Annotated in this window: 18 protein-coding genes; 8 read left to right on the forward strand and 10 right to left on the reverse strand. The window is 73.8% G+C overall.

Annotated features, from left to right (window positions below):
- Positions 1-7: 7 nt before the first annotated feature.
- Genes EV189_RS04475 through EV189_RS04505 form a run of 7 tightly spaced genes read right to left on the reverse strand, consistent with a single transcriptional unit; the run spans position 8 to position 5,826 of the window.
- Positions 8-349, reverse strand: coding sequence for an L-rhamnose mutarotase (locus tag EV189_RS04475; RefSeq protein ID WP_130491696.1), 342 nt, complete (start codon positions 347-349; stop codon positions 8-10).
- Complete coding sequence (locus tag EV189_RS04480) at positions 346-1,386, reverse strand: aldo/keto reductase (protein ID WP_407938111.1); 1,041 nt, start codon at positions 1,384-1,386, stop codon at positions 346-348. Before EV189_RS04480 ends, EV189_RS04475 begins: the two co-directional genes overlap by 4 nt.
- Before the next feature lie 28 nt (positions 1,387-1,414).
- Positions 1,415-2,473 (reverse strand): sugar kinase, encoded by a 1,059-nt coding sequence (locus EV189_RS04485; protein ID WP_231116051.1) that lies wholly within the window; start codon positions 2,471-2,473, stop codon positions 1,415-1,417.
- Entirely contained in the window at positions 2,470-3,114 is a 645-nt protein-coding gene (locus tag EV189_RS04490; RefSeq protein ID WP_130491698.1) for a bifunctional 4-hydroxy-2-oxoglutarate aldolase/2-dehydro-3-deoxy-phosphogluconate aldolase, read from the reverse strand. Before EV189_RS04490 ends, EV189_RS04485 begins: the two co-directional genes overlap by 4 nt.
- Positions 3,111-3,872 (reverse strand): SDR family oxidoreductase, encoded by a 762-nt coding sequence (locus tag EV189_RS04495; protein WP_130491699.1) that lies wholly within the window; start codon positions 3,870-3,872, stop codon positions 3,111-3,113. The genes EV189_RS04490 and EV189_RS04495 overlap by 4 nt, the downstream gene beginning before the upstream one ends.
- A complete protein-coding gene (locus EV189_RS04500; protein ID WP_231116052.1) occupies positions 3,869-4,918 on the reverse strand; it encodes a zinc-dependent alcohol dehydrogenase in 1,050 nt (349 codons plus the stop codon). The genes EV189_RS04495 and EV189_RS04500 overlap by 4 nt, the downstream gene beginning before the upstream one ends.
- A 41-nt stretch (positions 4,919-4,959) precedes the next feature.
- A complete protein-coding gene (locus EV189_RS04505) occupies positions 4,960-5,826 on the reverse strand; it encodes an amidohydrolase family protein (RefSeq protein WP_231116053.1) in 867 nt (288 codons plus the stop codon).
- Between the two features lie 154 nt (positions 5,827-5,980).
- On the opposite strand from EV189_RS04505, the gene EV189_RS04510 reads away from it, so the two are divergent.
- The 4 genes from EV189_RS04510 (at position 5,981) to EV189_RS04525 (ending at position 11,362) form a co-directional block, all read left to right on the forward strand.
- Positions 5,981-8,050 carry a right-handed parallel beta-helix repeat-containing protein gene (locus tag EV189_RS04510; RefSeq protein WP_231116054.1) on the forward strand — a complete coding sequence of 690 codons (2,070 nt, stop codon included), beginning with the start codon at positions 5,981-5,983 and terminating at the stop codon, positions 8,048-8,050.
- A 74-nt stretch (positions 8,051-8,124) separates the two neighbouring features.
- A complete protein-coding gene (locus EV189_RS04515; protein ID WP_130491700.1) occupies positions 8,125-9,495 on the forward strand; it encodes an ABC transporter substrate-binding protein in 1,371 nt (456 codons plus the stop codon).
- On the forward strand, positions 9,495-10,415 hold the full coding sequence (locus EV189_RS04520; RefSeq protein WP_130491701.1) for a carbohydrate ABC transporter permease: 921 nt from the start codon (positions 9,495-9,497) through the stop codon (positions 10,413-10,415). The genes EV189_RS04515 and EV189_RS04520 overlap by 1 nt, the downstream gene beginning before the upstream one ends.
- Positions 10,412-11,362: a carbohydrate ABC transporter permease gene (locus tag EV189_RS04525; RefSeq protein ID WP_130491702.1), complete on the forward strand. Its 951-nt coding sequence runs from the start codon at positions 10,412-10,414 to the stop codon at positions 11,360-11,362. Before EV189_RS04520 ends, EV189_RS04525 begins: the two co-directional genes overlap by 4 nt.
- Positions 11,363-11,364: 2 nt before the next feature.
- On the opposite strand, the gene EV189_RS04530 is transcribed toward EV189_RS04525, so the two are convergent.
- Positions 11,365-12,129 (reverse strand): FadR/GntR family transcriptional regulator, encoded by a 765-nt coding sequence (locus EV189_RS04530; RefSeq protein WP_231116057.1) that lies wholly within the window; start codon positions 12,127-12,129, stop codon positions 11,365-11,367.
- 104 nt (positions 12,130-12,233) lie between these two features.
- Here EV189_RS04530 and EV189_RS04535 point away from each other — a divergent pair, with 104 nt between their 5' ends.
- Genes EV189_RS04535 through EV189_RS04550 form a run of 4 tightly spaced genes read left to right on the forward strand, consistent with a single transcriptional unit; the run spans position 12,234 to position 15,672 of the window.
- Complete coding sequence (locus EV189_RS04535; protein ID WP_130491703.1) at positions 12,234-13,403, forward strand: mandelate racemase/muconate lactonizing enzyme family protein; 1,170 nt, start codon at positions 12,234-12,236, stop codon at positions 13,401-13,403.
- A gap of 45 nt (positions 13,404-13,448) precedes the next feature.
- Positions 13,449-14,582: a geranylgeranyl reductase family protein gene (locus tag EV189_RS04540; protein WP_130491704.1), complete on the forward strand. Its 1,134-nt coding sequence runs from the start codon at positions 13,449-13,451 to the stop codon at positions 14,580-14,582.
- 9 nt (positions 14,583-14,591) lie between these two features.
- Entirely contained in the window at positions 14,592-14,861 is a 270-nt protein-coding gene (locus EV189_RS04545) for a hypothetical protein (protein WP_130491705.1), read from the forward strand.
- A 40-nt stretch (positions 14,862-14,901) separates the two neighbouring features.
- Positions 14,902-15,672 (forward strand): SDR family NAD(P)-dependent oxidoreductase, encoded by a 771-nt coding sequence (locus tag EV189_RS04550; protein ID WP_130491706.1) that lies wholly within the window; start codon positions 14,902-14,904, stop codon positions 15,670-15,672.
- A 30-nt stretch (positions 15,673-15,702) separates the two neighbouring features.
- On the opposite strand, the gene EV189_RS04555 is transcribed toward EV189_RS04550, so the two are convergent.
- Positions 15,703-17,208 carry a hypothetical protein gene (locus EV189_RS04555; protein WP_130491707.1) on the reverse strand — a complete coding sequence of 502 codons (1,506 nt, stop codon included), beginning with the start codon at positions 17,206-17,208 and terminating at the stop codon, positions 15,703-15,705.
- A gap of 1,283 nt (positions 17,209-18,491) precedes the next feature.
- Complete coding sequence (locus EV189_RS20040; protein ID WP_165400123.1) at positions 18,492-18,812, reverse strand: hypothetical protein; 321 nt, start codon at positions 18,810-18,812, stop codon at positions 18,492-18,494.
- Between the last annotated feature and the right edge of the window lie 241 nt (positions 18,813-19,053).

A 19,053-nucleotide genomic window follows, 5' to 3' on the forward strand; every position in this document is an offset into this window, starting at 1 on the left:
GCGGCGGTCAGGGGACCGCCGGACCCTGCCGCTGGTCGGCGAAGCTCCACACCGGGGCCATCAGCAGCTCGCGCGGGTGGCCCTCCTCGTCCACCGGCTGCTCGAGGTGCTGGCCGATGTGCTCCTGCCAGACGGCCTCGACGGGCTCCGTGGCCATCGAGGCCCGGGTCTGCGCCCAGTCCTGGCACTCGACGACGTGGAAGAGGTCGAGCCCGCTGCGCCAGATGTGCCAGTCGGTGACGCCGGCGCGGAGGAGGGCGTCGAACAGCTCGTCCGGGACCCGCGCGTGGTCCCGGCCGTAGGCCTCCTCGTGGCCGACCCTCAAGCGGGTGCGCAGGGCGACGATCACTGGTGATCCTCCGTGGGCGTGGTGGCCAGGGTCGAGGTGATGCGGGTCGCTGGTGCCCAGCTCCGCAGCAGCCCGCGCTCCTCGAGCTCGGCCCACAGCTCCGCGGGCACGGGGGCGGCGGCGCGCGCGAGGTTCCCCTCGACCTCGGCCGGTGTCCGCATGCCGAGGGTGACGCTGACGACGGCGGGGTGGCGCAGCGGGAACGCGATGGCCGCGGCGGGCAGCGTCGTCGCGTGCCGGCGGCACACCTCGGCGATCTGCCGGGCCCGGGACAGCAGCTCCGTCGGCGCCTGCCGGTACTCGTAGGTCGCATCGTCCGGCACGTCGTCCTGCGCGAGCAGGCCGGAGTTGAAGACGCCCGCCGCGACCACGGACTTCCCGGTCTCGATCGCCGCGGGGAGGACGTCGTCCAGCGCACCCTGCTCGAGCAGCGTGTAGCGGCCGGCGAGCATGACGAGGTCGACGTCGGTCTCGCGCAGGAACCGCGTGAGCATCGCGGACTGGTTCATCCCCGCGCCCACGGCGCCGACGACGCCCTGGTCGCGCAGCTCGACGAGGGCGGGGACCGCCTGGTGCGCGGCCTCGTCCCAGTGCTCGTCGGGATCGTGCACGTAGACGACGTCGAGCCGGTCGAGCCCGGTGCGCTCCAGCGTCTGCTCGAGCGAGCGCAGGACGCCGTCGCGGCTGTAGTCGAAGCGGCGGACGAGGTCCCCCGGCACCGCGAAGCCGTCGTCATCCTGCGGCAGCGGCGGGAGGCGGGGCTCCAGCAGCCGCCCGACCTTCGAGCTGACGACCGCCTCCCCCCGCCCCGCGGAGGCGAGCAGCGGGCGCAGGGCGGCTCCGAGCCTGCGCTCGGACAGCCCCAGCCCGTAGTGCGGAGCAGTGTCGAAGGTGCGGATCCCGCCGTCCCAGGCGGCGCGTACGGCGCCCGCGGCGGTCTTGTCGTCGACCTCGCGGTAGAGGTTGCCGATCACCGACGCCCCGAAGCCCAGCTCGGTCACCTCGACCGCGGTCCCCGCGATGCGCCGTCTGCCCAGTGCCGTCACAGCCGTCCTCCTGCTCGTCTCACCGTCGGACATGCGCCGTGCCACCCCTCGCGAGGGCCTCGACCTCCGCTGCACTGGCGCACAGCGAGTCTCCCGGGGTGCTCATCGTGAGGGCCCCCGCCGCCACGCCGAGCGCCAGCCCCTCGCGCAGCGCGTCGGCGCCCGGGTCCCGGTGGTCCTCGGCATCGAGCAGCCGGTGCAGCACGCCGGCGGCGTACGCGTCGCCGCTTCCGATCCGGTCGAGGACGGGGACACCCGCGAGGACCGGGCCCGTCACCGCGCCCGTCGCGCGGCTCCAGGCCGCGCCGGAGAAGTCGTTGGCCACCGCGCTGGGCACCCGACGCCAGCTGCTGACGAGGAGCTGGTCGTGCCCGCGCGACTCGCCGAGCCGGGCCAGTGCCTCCGCGAGCTCGTCGACCGTGGCCAGCTCGCCGTGGTCCTCCGCGTCCAGGCCGAGCGCGCCGAAGACGACGTCGGCGCGGGAGGCGAGCCGCTCGTCGAGGAGCAGCGCCGCCTCTCGCCCGCCGCGGTGCCGCCACAGGCTCGGCCGGTAGTTGGTGTCGTAGGACGTCCGCACGCCGTGCCGGGCCGCCGCGTCGAGCGCCTGCTCCGCGACGAGGGCTGTCGTGTCCGACAGCGCGGCGAAGACCCCGCCGGTGTGCAGCCAAGAGGCGCCCGTCAGCAGCAGGTCCCAGTCGAGGTCCTCCGGGCGCAGCTGCGAGGCCGCCGAGGAGGAGCGGTCGGAGACGCCGAGCGCGCCGCGCACCCCGGCGCCCCGCTCGACGAAGTTGAGGCCGGTGCGCGCGTGGCCCAGGGGTCCGTACGCCGGCACCCAGCGCACCGCGCTCGTGTCGACACCTCCGGCCCGCGCCTCGCGCGCGACGAGCTGCCCGAGGGGGTCGTCGACGAGGGCGGTGACGACGCGGGCGGGGCGACCGAAGCAGGAGGCGAGCGCCTTGGCCACGTTGTACTCGCCGCCGCCCTCCCACACGCGGAAGGACCTGGCCGTCGCGATGCGCTCCTCGCCGGGGTCGAAGCGCAGCATGACCTCCCCGAGGGCGAGCACCGGGCCGCTCACGCCACCGCCCCGACGGCGGTCCGGACGCTGTCGACGAGCGCGGCGTAGGCAGTGGGACCACCCAGCCCGTCGACGAGCGCGGGCGGCACGAACCAGCTGCCGCCGACCCCGACGACGTTGGGCAGCTCGAGGTAGGAGCGCGCGTCAGCGGCCGAGATGCCCCCGGTCGGTACGAAGCGCATGGCGCCGAAGGGCCCGCCGAGGGCCGCGACGGCACGGGGTCCGCCGCTCGTGGCGGCGGGGAAGAACTTCAGCAGCCGCAGGCCGGCCCGGTGCGCGCGCTGCACCTCGCTGGCGGTCTGCACCCCCGGGACGGCGGCGAGCCCGCGGGCGTGCGCCCGCTCGACGACCTCCAGGTCGAGTCCCGGGCTCACGACGAAGCGGGCACCGGCGGCGGCGGCGGCATCCACGTCGTCCGGGTCGAGGACCGTGCCGGCGCCGACGAGCAGGTCCTCCTGCCCGGCGCAGGCGGCCAGCACGTCGAGCGCCTGCGGGGTGCGCAGCGTGACCTCGGCGGCGCGTACGCCCCCCTCGCGCAGCGCTCGGGCGAGCTGCGCGCCGTCGGTCCCGCCGACCACGAGGACGGGGAGCAGGGGGCACGGCGCGAGCGCCTGGACGAGCTCGGTCCCGGGGTCGCTCACCGCGCGAGCCACCCGCCGTCGACGGGGAGCACGACGCCGTGGACGTACGCCGCGGCGGGGCTCGCGAGGAAGACCACTGCGCCCGCGACGTCCTCCGGTGTCGCCCACCGCCCGGCCGGGATGCGGTCGAGGATCGCCTGCGAGCGGGCAGCATCCTGCCGCAGCGCCTCGGTGTTGTCGGTGACGACGTAGCCGGGCGCGACCGCGTTGACGTTGACGCCGCGCGACGCCCACTCGTTGGCGAGCGCCTTGGTGAGCCCGGCGATGCCGTGCTTCGCCGCGGCGTACCCGGGGACCGTGATGCCGCCCTGGAAGCTCAGCAGCGACGCGGTGAACACCACCTTGCCGCCCCCGCGCTCGAGCATCGGCCGCGCGAGCGCCTGGGCGAGGACGAACTGGCTGGTGAGGTCGATCGCGAGGACGTCGTCCCAGTCGTCGAGCGCGTGGTCCGCGGCCGGTGTGCGGCGGATCGTGCCCGCGTTGTTGACGAGGATGTCGGGCGTCCGCTCCCGGCCGACGAGCTCCGCGGCGAGCGCGGTGACGGCAGCGCGGTCGCGCAGGTCGCACGCCAGCCCCTCGAAGCTGCGGCCGTGGGAGCGCACGGCCTGCTCCACGTCCGCCCCAGGCGCTCGCGTGGAGCCGAGCCCGATGACGTCGGCCCCGGCGGCCGCGAGGGCGGTCGCGACAGCGGCACCGATCCCGCGGGTCGCCCCGGTGACGACCGCCAGCCGACCGGTGAGGTCCTGTCCCGCGCTCATGCCGACCGCTCCGTCGCGCCGCCGCAGTCGACGAGGACCTTGACGACCCCGCCGCCCCCCGCGAGCGCCGCGAACGCGTCCGCGACCTCCGCCAGCGGCACCACCCGGCTGATGAGCCCCTCCACCGGCAGCGTGCCGCCGGCGACGAGGTCGACCGCCTCCTGCCAGTCGGCGCGCGTGTAGAGCCGCGCCCCCAGGAGCTCCAGCTCGCGCCAGAAGAACCGGTGCACGTCGATCGTGCGGGGTGCGGCGTGGATGCCCACCTGGCAGACGCGGCCGCGGACGGCGAGCGCGGCGACGGCGGTGTCGAGCCCCGGCTGGGTGCCGGACACCTCGAAGGCGACGGCCGCGCCGGCGCCGTCCGTGCGGTCCAGCACCGCGGCCGTGACGTCCTCGCTCGTCGGGTCGAGCACGGCCAGCCCGACGGCCTCGGCCGCCGCGCGCCGGGCAGCGTCCGGCTCCACGACGGTCACGGCAGCACCGGCCTGCCGGGCGACGAGGGCGATGAGCAGGCCGACCGGGCCGCCGCCGACGACGAGGACGGCCTCCCCGGCGGCGACCCGCGCACGGCGTACGTCGTGCACCGCGACCGCCGTCGGCTCGAGCAGCGCGGCGGTGCGGATGTCGAGGCCGTCGGGCAGGCGCAGCAGCGCCTCCGCCGGCACGACCCACCGCTCGGCCAGGGCGCCGGTGGAGTCGATCCCGAGGAAGTCCAGGTGCTCGCAGACGTGGCCGTTGCCGGCGCGGCAGGCGGGGCACGTGCCGTCCGCCGCGAGCGGGACCACGGTCACCGCGTCACCGGGCGACCATCCCTCGACGCCCTCCCCGACCTCCACGACGTAGCCGGCGGTCTCGTGCCCGATGACGGCCGGCGGCGTGACGCGCCGGTCCATGTCGCCGTGCAGCACGTGCAGGTCGGTGCCGCAGATCCCCGTGTAGGCAGGCGCGATCTCCACCTGGCCGGGGCCGGGCGCTCGGCGCTCGACGGGGACGGCGGCGATGACCTGCGCACCCTGGTACTGCGCGGACAGGACGGTGGGGGGCACGGCTGCTCCTGGTGCTCGGGGTCGGGAAGGTCTGTGCTGGGTCAGCGATCGAGCGCGTACGCCGTGGTGGCGGTCGCGCGCAGCACCTGGTCCTGCTCGGTGGGGGAGAGCGGGTCGACCAGCTCGGCGACGACCGCGGCCCAGCGCTCCCACGTGGCGGCGAGCAGGCAGTAGGGCCAGTCGGAGCCGAAGGCGATCCGGCTCGGGCCGAAGGCCTCGAGCAGGGTGTCCCACGCGGGCGCGATGTCGCCCGGCGACCAGTGCGCGTGGTCGGCCTCGGTGACGAGCCCGGAGAGCTTGACGACGACGCCCTCGTGCTCGGCCAGCCGGGAGATGCCGGCACGCCAGCCGGCGAGCTCCCCGCCGGCGAGGTCGGGCTTGCCGGCGTGGTCGAGGACGAGGCGCAGGCCGGGCAGCGTACGGGCCAGCTCCTCAGCGGACGCGAGCTGGTGAACGCGGACGAGGACGTCGTAGGCCAGGCCGGCGTCCTCCACCGCGCGCAGGCCGCGCAGGACGTCGGGCCGCAGGAGCCACCGCGGGTCCTCCTCCGACTGCACGAGGTGGCGCAGACCCCGGAGGGCGTCGCCGCCCGGCCCCGACTGCAGTGCGGCGAGCTGGGCCGGCACGTCGCCGGTCAGGTCGACCCACCCGACGACCGCGGCGAGGAGGTCGTCGTCGGCGGCGGTGGCCAGCAGCGCGGCGGTCTCCTCGGTGGTGGCGACGGACTGGACGACCACGCTGCCCGCCACGGGCACACCGCCCACGCCGTTGGTGCTGGCGCTGCGGAACTCCTGCATCCCGAACGGCGCACGGATCCGCTCGAGGCCCGGCTCCGCGAGCCACTCCTGGCCGGGGTCCTGCGGGTGCCAGAGGTGGTGGTGGGCGTCGATCACATCGCGCTGGGGCACTGGCCCTGCTCCTCTCGTGCGCCGAGACGCATCGGTGCGTCGGCAGGGTTGACGCTATACGTTAAACGTCGTACGTTCAACGAGCCGCGTGGTGTGACACCTCTCCCGCGAGCTCCGCTGCACACAGAACCACTGAGACCACGGAGGTCCAGTCTTGAGAAGTGCCAGCCGCCACCCCCGGACCATCCTCGGCCTGCTGACGGGCAGTGCCGCCGTCGCGCTCGTCGCCACGGCGGGCGCCGCACCCGCCCGGGCCGACACCGGCTCCTCCGGGCAGGTCCCCGGGCTCACCATCGTCGTGTCGCCCACGGGCAGCGACACCGCCGCGGGTACGCGGCGCGCACCGGTCCGTACGCTCCCCGAGGCGCAGCTGCGCGCCCGGCAGGCGCTCGCGCACGGCACCGCCGTGACAGTGGTGCTGGAGGACGGGACCTACCCGCTCGACGCGCCGCTCCAGTTCGGGCCGGCGGACTCCGGGACCCCGGCCCACCCCGCCCACTGGGAGGCCGAGCGGGGCGCCAAGCCCGTCATCTCCGGTGGGTCACCGGTCTCCGGCTGGTCGGTGCACGACGCCGCCAAGGGCATCTGGGTCGCCGACGTCCCGAAGGGCCAGGACAGCCGCCAGCTCTTCGTCGACGGCAGGACCGCGCCGCGTGCCGCCGTGGCGATCAGCCGCTCGGGCGCGACGGTCACGACCTCCGGCATCTCCAGCGCCGACCCCGTCATCGCGGGCCTCGCCGCCGAGACGGACCAGAAGCGCATCGAGATCGAGAGCATCGACTCGTTCACCGACCGGTACGACCCGGTCGACCACGTCGACGGCAACACGCTGGTGATGCAGCAGCCGGGCTGGCAGAACAACAACTTCGGCTACGACACGCTCGCCCACCCCTTCGCGGGAGGCCAGCTGCTGGTGGAGAACGCCTACTCCCTGCTGCAGCCGGGCCAGTGGTACCTCGACCCCACGGGTGGCCACCTGTACTACCGCGCCACTGCGGGCGACAGCCCGGCGAGCCACTCCGTCGTGCTGCCGCGCCTGGAGTCGCTGGTGCAGATGGCCGGCACCCCGCAGTCGCCGGTGCACGACATCACCTTCGACGGGCTGCAGTTCAGCTACACCACCTGGCTGCGCCCGGGGACGAGCATCGGCTACGCCGACCAGCAGAACGGCACCTTCATCCCCGTCGCCGTCCCGCAGCCCGCGGACTACCTGACCTCCTGCCAGAGCGGCTGCAAGGAGTTCGAGGGGGCCCGCAACCTCTGGGACCAGATGCCCGCAGCCGTCCAGGTCGCCGCCTCGACGCGGATCGCCTTCCGTGACGGGACGTTCGCGCACCTCGGGCAGGTCGGCCTCGGCATCGGCAACGACGCGGACGCCAACGGCTCCGGCGTCGGGCTCGCCGCCTCCTCGATCGAGGTGCAGCACAACCTCTTCACCGACCTCTCCGGTGCCGGCGTGGTCGCCGGCGGCGTCCAGCCCGACGCCCACCACCCGTCCGACCCGGCGATGGCGCTGAAGGACATCACGATCGAGGACAACCTCGTGACCGACGTCGCCAAGGACTACAAGGAGATGTCCGGCATCCTCTCGACCTACGCCGACCACACGGTGATCCGCCACAACGAGGTCTCGAACCTCGCCTACGACGGCATCGACATCGGCTGGGGCTGGGGTGCCAACGACCCGGGCGGCAGCCAGGACTACCAGAACCGCGGGCTGTACGCGTACCAGCAGGTCTACACCACGCCCACGACCTTCCGGGACAACGTGGTGGAGGACAACCTCGTGCACGGCACGAAGAAGGTCTTCCACGACGGCGGCAGCATCTACAACCTCTCGGCCAGCCCCGGCACGGTCATCACCGGCAACTACATCTACGACAACCTGCACACCGTGGGTCTCTACCTCGACGAGGGTTCCCGCTACGTCACGGCCAGCGAGAACGTCGTGCAGGACTCCGGCGCGTGGGTCTTCACCAACGCGTACGGGCCGAACCACACGGCGGACAACCTGATCGCGCACAACTGGTACAACTCCGGGGTCGCGCAGACGCCGAACGCCGCCCAGCGCAACAACCGGCTGGTGGACAACGTCGCGGTCCAGGGGACTGCCTGGCCCGCTGGGGCTCTGCACGTGATCCAGCACGCCGGTGTCAAGGCCAGCGACCGGGTGTTCCCCCTGGCCGGGCAGCCCGACGTGCTCGCCACGACGCCCGCGCCGTAGTGCGCCGGCTCCCGCTCCGGCCGGCACCCCCGGGTGCCTGCTCGTCCCCCGACCGACCTCGCGAAGGAAGCCCCATGCCCTCCCGATCGATCCTCCCCGGCAGGTCCCGGCTGGCCGCAGCGGGCCTCGCCGTCACCGCCCTGACCCTGGCGGCCTGCGGCTCCGGCTCGAGCTCCGGCTCCGCGTCGGGGGGCGGCGGGAGCTACGGCTTCAAGCAGGCCAAGCAGTCCGCGGGCAGCGGCATCACGGTCTGGATCGACGCCGACCGGTCGGCGGCGGCCGCGGCGTACAAGGCGGCGAACCCGTCCGACAAGGTCACGGTCGTCACCTACGACGGCTCCGCCAACGGCTCGGGGTCGTTCAAGACCAAGATGGCGCTCTACGACCGCTCCGGGAGCGGTTGGCCGGACGTGGTCTTCTCGAGCCAGAACAACGACGCCTCCTGGGCGAGCCAGGGCAACGGCGGCAAGCAGCCGTACGCCGCGGTGCTGAACCAGGGGCTGGTGCCGCAGGGCACGATCTCCAGCTTCACGCAGGGGTCGCTCGACCCCTGCACCGTGGGCGGGAAGGTCTACTGCCTGCGCAACGACCTCGCGCAAGTGGTGCTCTGGTACGACAAGTCGCTGATGACGAAGTTCGGCTACACGGTCCCCACGACCTGGGAGGAGTTCCAGCAGCTGGGGGCCAAGGTGGCCAAGGAGCACCCGGGCTACATCGTCGGCGACGTCGGCGACACCTGGACCCCGGAGATCTACATGTGGGGCAGCCAGTGCCAGGCCAACCAGGTCACCGGTGCCCGGTCGGTGACGGTCAACACTGCGACGCCCGAGTGCCAGCGCGCCGCTGCGCTCATCGACGCGGGTGTGGCGAACAAGTCGCTCAGCACGACGAGCGTCTTCACCCCCGAGTTCGTCAAGCAGTTCAGCGGCAAGGTGCTGGCGATGCCCGGACCCGCGTGGTTCGCCGGCGCCATCTTCAACAACCCGTCGTCGCTCAACCTGCCCAAGGGACGGCTGGGGGTCGCCCCGCCGCCCGCGTGGGGCAGCTCGGCGGCAGTGACCGGTGACGTCGGCGGCGGGACGTGGTTCGTCTCGAGCCACTCGAAGGACCTGGCCCTGGCCTCCAAGTTCGCGCAGTTCGTCACCACGGCCGATGCGTACCAGGTCGAGAAGGCGCCGGGCTACCCGGCGTACGGTCCGGCCGCGCAGAAGTGGCTCGCTAAGCAGGAGTCCAGCGGCTACTACGCCACGGACCTGTCCGCGCTGACCGCGGCCGGCAAGGCCATCTGGTCCGGGTGGGGCTCGCCCGCCTTCAGCCAGGAGGCCGTCTGGGCCAAGGTCATGTCCCCGATCGTCACCTCGGGCGGCTCGGTCGCCAGCAACCTCGACAAGTGGGGGCAGGCGATCAAGGACCAGGCCAAGATCACCGGCTACGACGTGAAGTGATGGCTGCTGTCCAGTCGTTGGCCGCTCCGGGAACCCCGGAGCGGCCGCGGCGGCGGCGGCCACGCGCCACCGGTGCCGTGTTCGTCGTGCCGTACGTGCTCTTCCTCGCCGTGTTCGGCGTCGCCCCCGCGCTCTACGCACTCGGCCTGGCGTTCACCCGCGGGGCCGGGGGCTTCGCCGGCTTCGCCAACTTCACCAAGGTCATCGGCGACTTCCGCTTCTGGCCGGCCGTCGAGCACGTGGCGCTGTACGTCCTCGCCTGGCTGGTCGCCCTGGTCGTGCTCGTCGTGACCCTGGCGATCCTCGTGCACGGCGTCGGTCGGCGGTGGCTGGGCGCAGGTCTGCGGTTCCTCTACTACCTCCCCGGCGCCCTGGCCGGGGCGTCGAGCGTGCTGCTCTGGCTGTTCGTGCTCAACCCCGTGGCCAGTCCGGTCGGGCCGCTGCTGCGCGCCCTGGGGCTGCACACCTTCAACAGCACCATCGCTCCAGGGCACCTCCCCGTGGTCTTCGCCATCATCGCCTTCTGGACGGGTGCCGGCGGCTGGGTCCTCGTGATGTACGGCGCCCTCAACGGCATCTCGGACGACATCATCGAGGCGGCCCGCATCGACGGTGCGGGCCCGCTCCAGGTCGCCCTGCGGATCCAGCTCCCGTTGCTGCGCAAGTGGATCAGCTACATGGCGGTGCTGTCCCTCGCCGCAGGCACGCAGCTGTTCGTCGAGCCCACGCTGCTCTCGCAGGCCAGCAACGCGGTCGTCCCCAACGACTACTCGCTCAACCAGCTCGCCTACCAGTACGCGTTCGACCTCGGCGACTTCAACGGGTCCGCAGCGATCTCCGTGCTGCTGCTCGTCGTCTCCCTCGCCCTGGCAGCGCTGTTCGTCCTGCGGGGCGGTCTGTTCGACACGGAGGTGCCATGAGCGGCAGCACGACGACGAGGCCCACGCGACGCTCGCCCGCCGCGACGGCGGAGCCGCGGTCGCGGTCGTCGCGGGGGAGCGGGAGCTCGCGCGTGGGCGCCGGCCTGGCTGGGGTCCTCCTCGTGGGGTTCGCGGTCTTCTTCGCGCTCCCCCTGCTGTGGCTGCTGCTGGCGGTCACCAAGTCCGGTGGGGCACTGATCCGGCGGAGCCCGTTCGCCGTCGGCTCCTGGCACGACCTCTCGGCGAACTGGCACCAGCTCATGGCGTTCCAGGACCACGCGGTCGGCAGGTGGGTCGCGAACTCCGCGGAGTACTCCCTCGCCGCCCTCGTGCTCACCCTGCTGATCTCCATCCCGGCGGGCTACGCCCTGGCGCTGACGAGCTTCCGCGGCAGGAAGACGCTGCTCGCCATCACCCTCGTCGTGATGCTGATGCCGAACACCGCGCTCGTGCTGCCCGTGTTCCTGGAGATGAACAAGGTCGGCCTGGTGGGCAACGCGCTGTCGGTCATCCTGCCGTTCTCGTTCTACCCCTTCGGGGTCTACCTCGCCTACATCTACTTCTCGTCCAGCATCCCGGGCAGCCTGCTCGAGGCGGCGCGGCTCGACGGGTGCAGCGAGCTCGCGGTCTTCGTCCGGATCGCACTGCCGCTCGCGGCGCCGATCGTGGCGCTGGTGGGCTTCTTCAGCTTCGTGCAGAACTGGAACAACTACTTCCTGCCGTTCGTCATGCTGCCCTCGAGCAACCAGTACCCCGTCCAGGTAGGGCTGTCGACACTGCTCTCGTCGACGCCGGCGTTCAACCCGAGCTCGGCGGGGTCGGACCCCGTGCAGCTGCCGACGCTGGCGCTGGCCACGGTCGTCTCGGTCCTGCCCGTGCTGCTCGTCTTCCTGTTCTCGCAGCGGTTCCTGGTCTCGGGGATGACCGCCGGCGGGACGAAGGAATGAGCTCAGCAGGTCCGTCGCGCGGCGTCTCCCGGCCGGCGGCGCTTCCAGGACTCGGTGATGTGCTGGGTCATCAGCTCCGCGGCGCGCTCGGCCTCGCCGGCGGCGATGGCAGCGAGGATCGCCTGGTGCTGGCGGTTGCTCTGCCGCCGCAGGCTCGGGGTGGAGTGGCCGCTGTAGCGCTGGCTGCGCCGCGCCTCTGCGTGCACGGTGCGGACGATCGCCCGGCCGAGCTGGTTGCCCGACGCCAGCATGATGCGCTCGTGGAAGGCGACGTCCACGTCGTCCATCCGCTCGGGGGTCCGGACCAGCCCGTCGAGCTCGCGCATCAGCTCGCTGAGCTCCCGCAGGTCCTCCTCGGTGGCCAGCCGCGCGGCGTCCGCCGCCATCTGGGACTCGAGGGCCGTGCGCACGCTGATGAGCTGGTCGAGGACCTCGTACTCCTCGTCGTGGCGGACGATCGCCGCGAGCACCTCGGTGTCGAGCAGGTTCCAGTGGTCCTGCGGGCTCACGAGGGTGCCGATGCCCTGCCGGGCGGTGACGAGTCCCTTCTGCTCCAGCAGCTTCACGGCCTCGCGGACGACGGTGCGGCTCACGCCGTACGCCTCGACGAGCATGGGCTCGGTCGGGACGGGACTGCCGGGTGCGAGCTCACCGGCCACGATCTGCTCGAGCAGTCCGTCGAGGACCGCGTCCGCCCGGCGCGCAGGGCGCGGACCGCGCCCGCGCGGCAGGAGCGCCGGTGGCAGGGCGGGAGCGGGGTCGGCCACCGGGCCACCTCCGAGCAGTAGTCGCGCCGCGGGCCGCCCGGGTGGGCGGCTGGCCGCAGGCTACCGCAGATCATCATATGTTTGGTAACCCCGGAAGGACCGCAATGAAGATCGTCGGCTACCGGAGCCACCTGGCCCAGCACGAGTGGGGCCGCCGCATCGGCGACGTGAACTACACGAGCACCGCCACGCGCACCCCCGTGCCGGTCCTGGTCCTGCTCACCGACGAGGGGATCGAGGGCGTCGGGATCGGTGCGCACGAGGACATCGAGCGCATCTTCCCTGCTCTTGACGGTGAGGACCCGCGCTCCGTCGTCGCGCTCTACGACCGCATGTGCAGGTACTCCTTCAAGCTCGGCCACCAGGGTGCGGTCGCGACCACCATCGGCGCGCTCGACATGGCCCTCTGGGACATCAAGGCGAAGAGCGCGGGCGAGCCGCTGTGGCGGCTGCTCGGCGGCCGTGACCGCTTCGTCCCGGGCTACGCCTCCGCGCTCGACGCCCCGCTCGACGACGACGCGCTGGTCGCGGTGCACGAGGAGTTCGCTGCGCGCGGCTTCAGCGCGGTGAAGCTCAAGGGTGGCCGGCACCTCGACCGCGACCTGCAGCGCCTGCGCCTCGTCCGCGACGTCTACCGCTCGGGGGGCGCGGAGCCCGCGCTGATGCTGGACGCCAACGAGGTGTGGCACCGCTCGCAGGCGGTCCGCTACATCGCGCGCCTCGAGCAGGAGCTCGACCTGACCTGGATCGAGGAGCCGGTCCGGCGCTGGGACGCCGCCGGTCTCGCGGCCGTCCGTCACGGCGTACGCGCCGGGGTCGCGAGCGGGGAGAACCTCACCGGGCTCGAGCAGTTCGCGCCGCTGTTCGCGGCGGACGCCCTCGACGTCGTGCAGGTCGGCTGGGGCTGGGGCACGACGCTCGCGCTGCGCGTCGCCGCCGCGGCGCACAGCCGGGACCTCCCGATCAGCCCGATCGGCTTCACCCCCGCCATCACGCCGGCGGCCACCGCGATGCCGAACATGCTCACGATCGAGGTGCAGGACCTCGCCTTCCCGCTGGGCCTGCACGTCGACCAGACCATCGCCGACGGCGGCTTCGTGCTCGGAGACGCTCCGGGCAACGGCATCAGCCTGGACGAGCCCGCGCTCGCGGCGCTCGCGCAGGACCCGCTGTCCCGCGCCGCCGCCGACGTGCAGGTGCGGCCGGGGCGCGCCGGGCTGCGCGTGACGGCGGAGGACGACCGCAGCGAGGACCGGCCGCCCCGGCTGCCCTGACCGGCCGGCCTCCTCGAGCGCCGCACGGCCCGCCAGACTGTCGGCATGGAGGACTGGGACGTCATCGTCGTGGGCGCGGGTCCGGCCGGCTCGCTCGCCGCCCTCGGCGCGCTGCGCGCCCGGCCGGGGGCGCGCGTGCTGCTGCTCGACCGGGCCGACTTCCCGCGCGACAAGGTCTGCGGCGACGCGCTGGGGCCGGCCTGCCTGAGCCTGCTCGCCGCGGTCGGCCTCGGCTCGGTGACGGACGGCTACCCGGAGCAGGGGCAGTTCGAGCTGGCCTCCCGGCGCATCTCGGCCCGGCACCCGCTCGCCAGCCCGGTGACCGTCGTGCCGCGGGCCGTGCTCGACGCGCGGCTGCGCGACGCGGCGGTGGCGGCCGGGGCAGTGGCGCGTACGGTCCGCGTCCGCGACGTCGCCGCCGGCCCGGACGCGGTGGTGCTCGACGGTCAGCTGCGCACACCGGTGCTCGTCGGCGCGGACGGCGCGGAGTCCGTCGTCCGTCGGGCGGTGCTGCCCGCCGCCCGGCGCTCCGCCCCCGTCGCCGTCTCCGTCCGCGGGTACGGGCCCACTCGGCGCGACGTCCCGCTCATCATGTCCGCGGGGAGCGACTGGCCGTCCTACGCGTGGGAGTTCCCGCTCGGCGACGGCACGGCCAACATCGGCTACATCGCGACGCCGGCCCCGGGCACGCACCCCAGCCGCGCGGAGATGCTCGAGCAGGCCGTGGCGCTGCTGCCCGACAGCGCCCCGGGCGTGACGGAGTGGCGGGGCCACCGGCTGCCGATGGCGCCGGCCCGGCCGTACCTCCCCGACGGGCGCGTCCTGCTGGTCGGCGACGCCGCGGCGCTGGTGAACCCCAGCAGCGGCGAGGGGATCTTCGACGCACTGCTCAGCGGCTGGCTCGCCGGGGCGTCGGCGCACGAGGGGGCGGGAGCGGGGGCGGCGTACCGGACGCGGCTGCGGCGGGCCCACGGCCGGCACCAGCGCCACGCGGCCCTGGTGGCGCGCGCCTGCCGGAGCGACCGGCTCGCCGAGGCGGGGCTGCGCCTCGCCGCCCGCGACGCGGGCTTCTTCCGCAGCATCTCCGGGGTCGCGCTCGGGGACGGCGCCCTCGGCCCGCTGGTGACGGCCCGCGCCGTGGTGCGCGACCGGGTGGCGCTGCTGTCGCGCCGGTCCTAGCGTCGCGGCGTGGACCGCGCACCAGGTGATTCGTCGTACGTCGAGGGCGAGCGTGTCTTCGCTCCGCCGCAGGGCTCCTTCGACCTCGACTGGGCCGCGTCGCTCGCCGCCGAGCGGCTCGGCCGGCCGGTCGACCGCGAGGCGCTGCTCGATGCCGTACGCGACGCCTGGACCGCCTTGCGGACCGGCACTCCTTCGGCGACGGAGGATCCGGAGCTCGCCGCGGCCGCGGCGGCCGCGGTGCGCGACTTCATCACGGCATACGCGGTGGAGCCGTGAGTGCGCGTCGATCCGTCGCGCGCGGGGGAGGAGCCGGGGCATGACCGCCAACACGTACGCGTTCCAGGGCTCCAGCGTCCTCGTGACCGGGGGCGGCTCCGGCATCGGCCGGGCCATCGCGAGGGCCTTCCTCGACAACGGCGCCAACGTCGCCGTGAGCGGCCGGCGCGCTGACCGGCTCGCGGAGACGCTCGAGGGCTACCCGGCGGAGCGCGGGCTGGCCGTGCAGGCCGACGTCGCGGACGACGCCTCGGCCGCCGCGATGGTCGCGCAGGTGGTCGAGCGCTTCGGGCGGCTCGACGTCGTCGTCAACAATGCCGCGGCGTACGTGGGCTCGCCGTTCGACGAGCTGTCGCTGGACGCGTGGCACGCGATCAGCAGCACGAACATCGACGGCTTCGTGCACGTCGCCCGGCACGCCCTGCCGGAGCTCGAGCGCAGCGGCGGGAACCTCGTGGTCGTCGGCTCCGTCTCCGGCATGCGCGGCGACTGGGGGCAGTCGGCGTACAACGCCACCAAGGCCGCCATCATGAACTTCGTCCAGTCGCTCGCGCTCGACTACGGCCCGCGCGGGGTGCGCCTCAACGCCGTCGCGCCGGCGCTCACCATCACCGAGATCACCCAGGGCGTCGCCGACGACGAGCAGGCGCTGGCGGCGGCGACCAACCGCATCGCCCTCGGCCGACCGGGGCGACCGGAGGACATCGCCCCCGCGGTCCTCTGGCTCGCGAGCCCGGACGCGGCGTACGTCACCGGGGCGTGGCTCGCCGTCGACGGCGGGACCTCGGCCAGCACCGGCCAGGCGCACTGAGCCCGTGCGCTGGGGCTGGGACGTCCCGGGTCAGCCCTTCACCACGACGTAGGCGCGGTGACCGAGGACCGCGCGGAGCGCGCTGCCCCCGCGCACGGCCTTCGCCACGGGCGTCGGGAGCGCCACGGTGGCATCACCCTTGCCGTTCAGCCGCACCCGCACGGCGGACACCCACCGGTGGTGCGCGCGGTACTGCACGACGACGTACGCGCCGTGCGCGCGGGTCGGGAAGTCGAGCGCCACGCGGGTCGCGCGGAGCAGCCGCAGGATCGGCTCCGGTGCCGGTCTGCCGTCCTTCGCCACGCTGCCGGCCGGGAGCGTCGACGACGCGCTGGGGGAAGGTGCGGCGGTCGTGGTGGGGGTCGTCGCCGGCGGCTGCGGCACCTCGGGAGCCGACGGCGGCGTGGCCGGCGGGCTCGCGCCCACGGTGGGCGACGGGCTCGCGGCCACGCTGGGCGTCGGGCTCGCGGACTCGGTGGGCGTCGGGCTCGATGACGCCGTGGGAGCCGGCGGGAGCGTGACGACCGGGCTCCAGACGTCGCGTCCGGCGCGGTCCGGCAGCTGGTCGATGCCGGTCGTGCCCGGCAGGAAGACATCGTCGATCACCGACAGCGAGGTCGCCGGTCCCAGTGCACTGACCGGGAAGCTCATCGACAGCGTCCGGGCTGCGGCGTCGCGCACCACGGCCGTCTCGGTGCCGGCCACCGCGTACCCGGCGGACGTGGTGAGCGCCGCCTTGCCATCCGGACCATAAGGGGCGGCGTAGAAGTCGGTCGTCCCGTCCCCGTCGACGTCGATGTCCGTGAAGAACAGGAGGTTCGCAGTGTCCGGGCTCCAGTCCGCCAGCCGGACGGAGAAGGTCACCACACTGCCGTCGCTGGTGACGGAGTGGGTGACGGCGTCGGCGGCCGGGGCCGCGACCACGTCGCCGGTCGGGTCGCTCCATCCCGTCGCGCGGACGACCTTGGGGTCGACGACGCCGGCAGGCCGCACCAGGGGGGTCCATGCCGTGATGTCGTTGGGGCAGCAGCCGTCCGGCGGCGAGAGCGAGGCGCGCGCCGCCGCCGCCGCGGGACTGCCGATGCAGTGCTCAGGCAGGGACACCGAGAGCGTGCGTGTCGCCGGGTCGGCGGAGAAGGGCTTCTGGCACTCCGGCGGGTAGTAGTAGCCGCCTTGCTGGGGCCTCGGGACGTTGGCGACGGGAGGGGATCCCTTGGACGCGACGAGCCGCACGTCGGCGGCTCCGTCCCCGTCCACGTCGACCTCCGCGTCGAGGAGGTCTCGCGGGCTGGCCGACGGGTCCCACGCGGCGAGCGTGGCTGTGAAGGTCACCGTGCCGTCCGCCAACGAGAAGGTGAAGCCGCTCACGTCAGCCCCGGGCGCGCCGTCGCCGACGGGATCCACCACCGACCCGCTGCCGGTGGCCGAGGGCGGGGGTGCAGCGGAGGCGGTGCCCTGGGCCGCGACCAGCGTCGCTGCTGCGGCGACGCCTCCTGCAGCGATGAGTGCTGCAACGGCCTGCCGTGCTCGTCCCACGTCCCCGCCCTCCCGTCGGCCCGCTGGTACGGGCGCCAGGGCCACTCAAGCGCATCAGTGGCACCTTCCGCGACGACTCGTGGAGGGAGTGGCGGCGTGACCGGTGATGGTGTGCGGATTCGTCACCAAAGGTCCGTTCTTCCTGGTGCGCGCGTGGACCAGCAGCTCGAGCCCACCGCGCGCTGGCGCCCGGGCGCCTGCACGAAAGGCAACGCTGTTGCCGTCGCGCTGCATGATGCTGGGCTCGTCGCCGCGTACACCTTCTGCCGGGAGCTCTCGCAGGCTTCGCGCCTTCGCAACCCACGCACGAACTCCGGGTCCTGGAGTCCTCCGGCCGCCTGCGCCACCTCACGAGCAGGACCAGCGGTGCGCGTGTGCTCACCGTCGACGCCGTCGGCTGGCCGCAGCGTCGCTCGGCCGTTCGGCGAGCCGGCCAGGGCGTGAGGGCGCGATGAGGGGCAGGAAGACCTAGCGAGGCCGCCGGCTCCGCGCTCGCGGAGCCATCGTGCTGGTCACTCGTCCTCGACGAGCAGCGACCAGCGCGGAGACCCGGCAAGCACACGTACGCTCACGGAAGCTGCGCGCCGCTCCACGCTGATGAAGTCTGATGGTGCGCCCGTGCATGCGCCTCGGGCGCTCCCACCCGAACCCCCTCGTCCCGTCAGTGTCATCTCGAGCTCGGCACCCGAGCCGATGCAGACGACCTGGGCGACCAGCTCGTGGGTGCCGGTCCTCCCCGCCACGTGGTACGTGCGGGACCCGGTTGCCGCGCGGACGCTGAGGACATGGTGGAGGCCGTCCCGGTCCAGGCGTGGGAGCGGAGCGGGATCGGCGCGCGCGGCGGTCGGGGAGAGCTGGACGAGGAGGACCAGGCCGACGGCCAGCCGGAGCTTCATGACCCCGATCTTCCTAGACATGCAGGCCTTGTGTGAACGTCGCGGGACTCCGGTGGTGGCCGAGCGCGCGCGACCCACTGTGAGGTGCGCGGACGGCCCGCACGAGCACCCGCATCGTCCAGAAGCGGACGTACTGGTCTGACGGGTCTGCGAAGCCGCACGACTGGGGGCGGTGCTGAGCCGCGGCGTGGGCGGGTCAGACGCGCGCTGCGGCACGACCGGATGTCGGGCTCACCGCTCTGGCTATGACGCATCCGGTACGCCGGCTACGACCTCGAGGACCAGGAGGAGGACGGCCAGCGCGGCCCCCGTGCTTCTGGCGGGAAGCTACGGCTCTGTGGACACGGTGACTCCGATGTGCTCGTGGCCACGGCGCCAGCCGGTCCGCTAGGTGAGGTCGACACCGTCGACCTGCACGGGGCTGGCCGTGCCGCGAACGATGGTGGCGACGATCTGGAGGTCATGGCGGGGGGAGCCGCTGGGGACGTGGAAGCCGGGGAGCGGAGTGAGCTGGAGGCACTCACTGGGGGCGCCGAGGGTCCCCCCTAGCAGGTTGGTGCCTGGTGCGACCCGGCAGACGAGGACCTCGACGCGGTCGCCGGGATGGCGTGCGGTGACGCGGGGGTGAGCGCCTTCGAGCACGATGCCGGGCGGCAGCGTGTCGGCGATCCCGAACGTGGCGAGGCGACCGGCCGGAACGCTGCTCATCCCTCCCGCGGTGCTCCCGGCCGGAGGGAACAGGTCTGGAGAGGTCCAGGCCCACATTGCCCGAGCGAGAAGAGCGCAGGCGGCTGCAACCAGGACGACCGTGGCTCGTCGGCGGCGGGCGACGGTGTGCGTGGTCACCGTGCTGGGGCGCGCGTTCCGGTCACTCATGCGGGTCATCCTGCCTCCCGCTCCAGCTCGGCTGTCGTGGAATCGGCGCCTCCGTTGGTGGCGGCGGCGACGC

This window comes from Motilibacter rhizosphaerae, assembly GCF_004216915.1.
Taxonomy (GTDB): Bacteria; Actinomycetota; Actinomycetes; order Motilibacterales; family Motilibacteraceae; genus Motilibacter; species Motilibacter rhizosphaerae.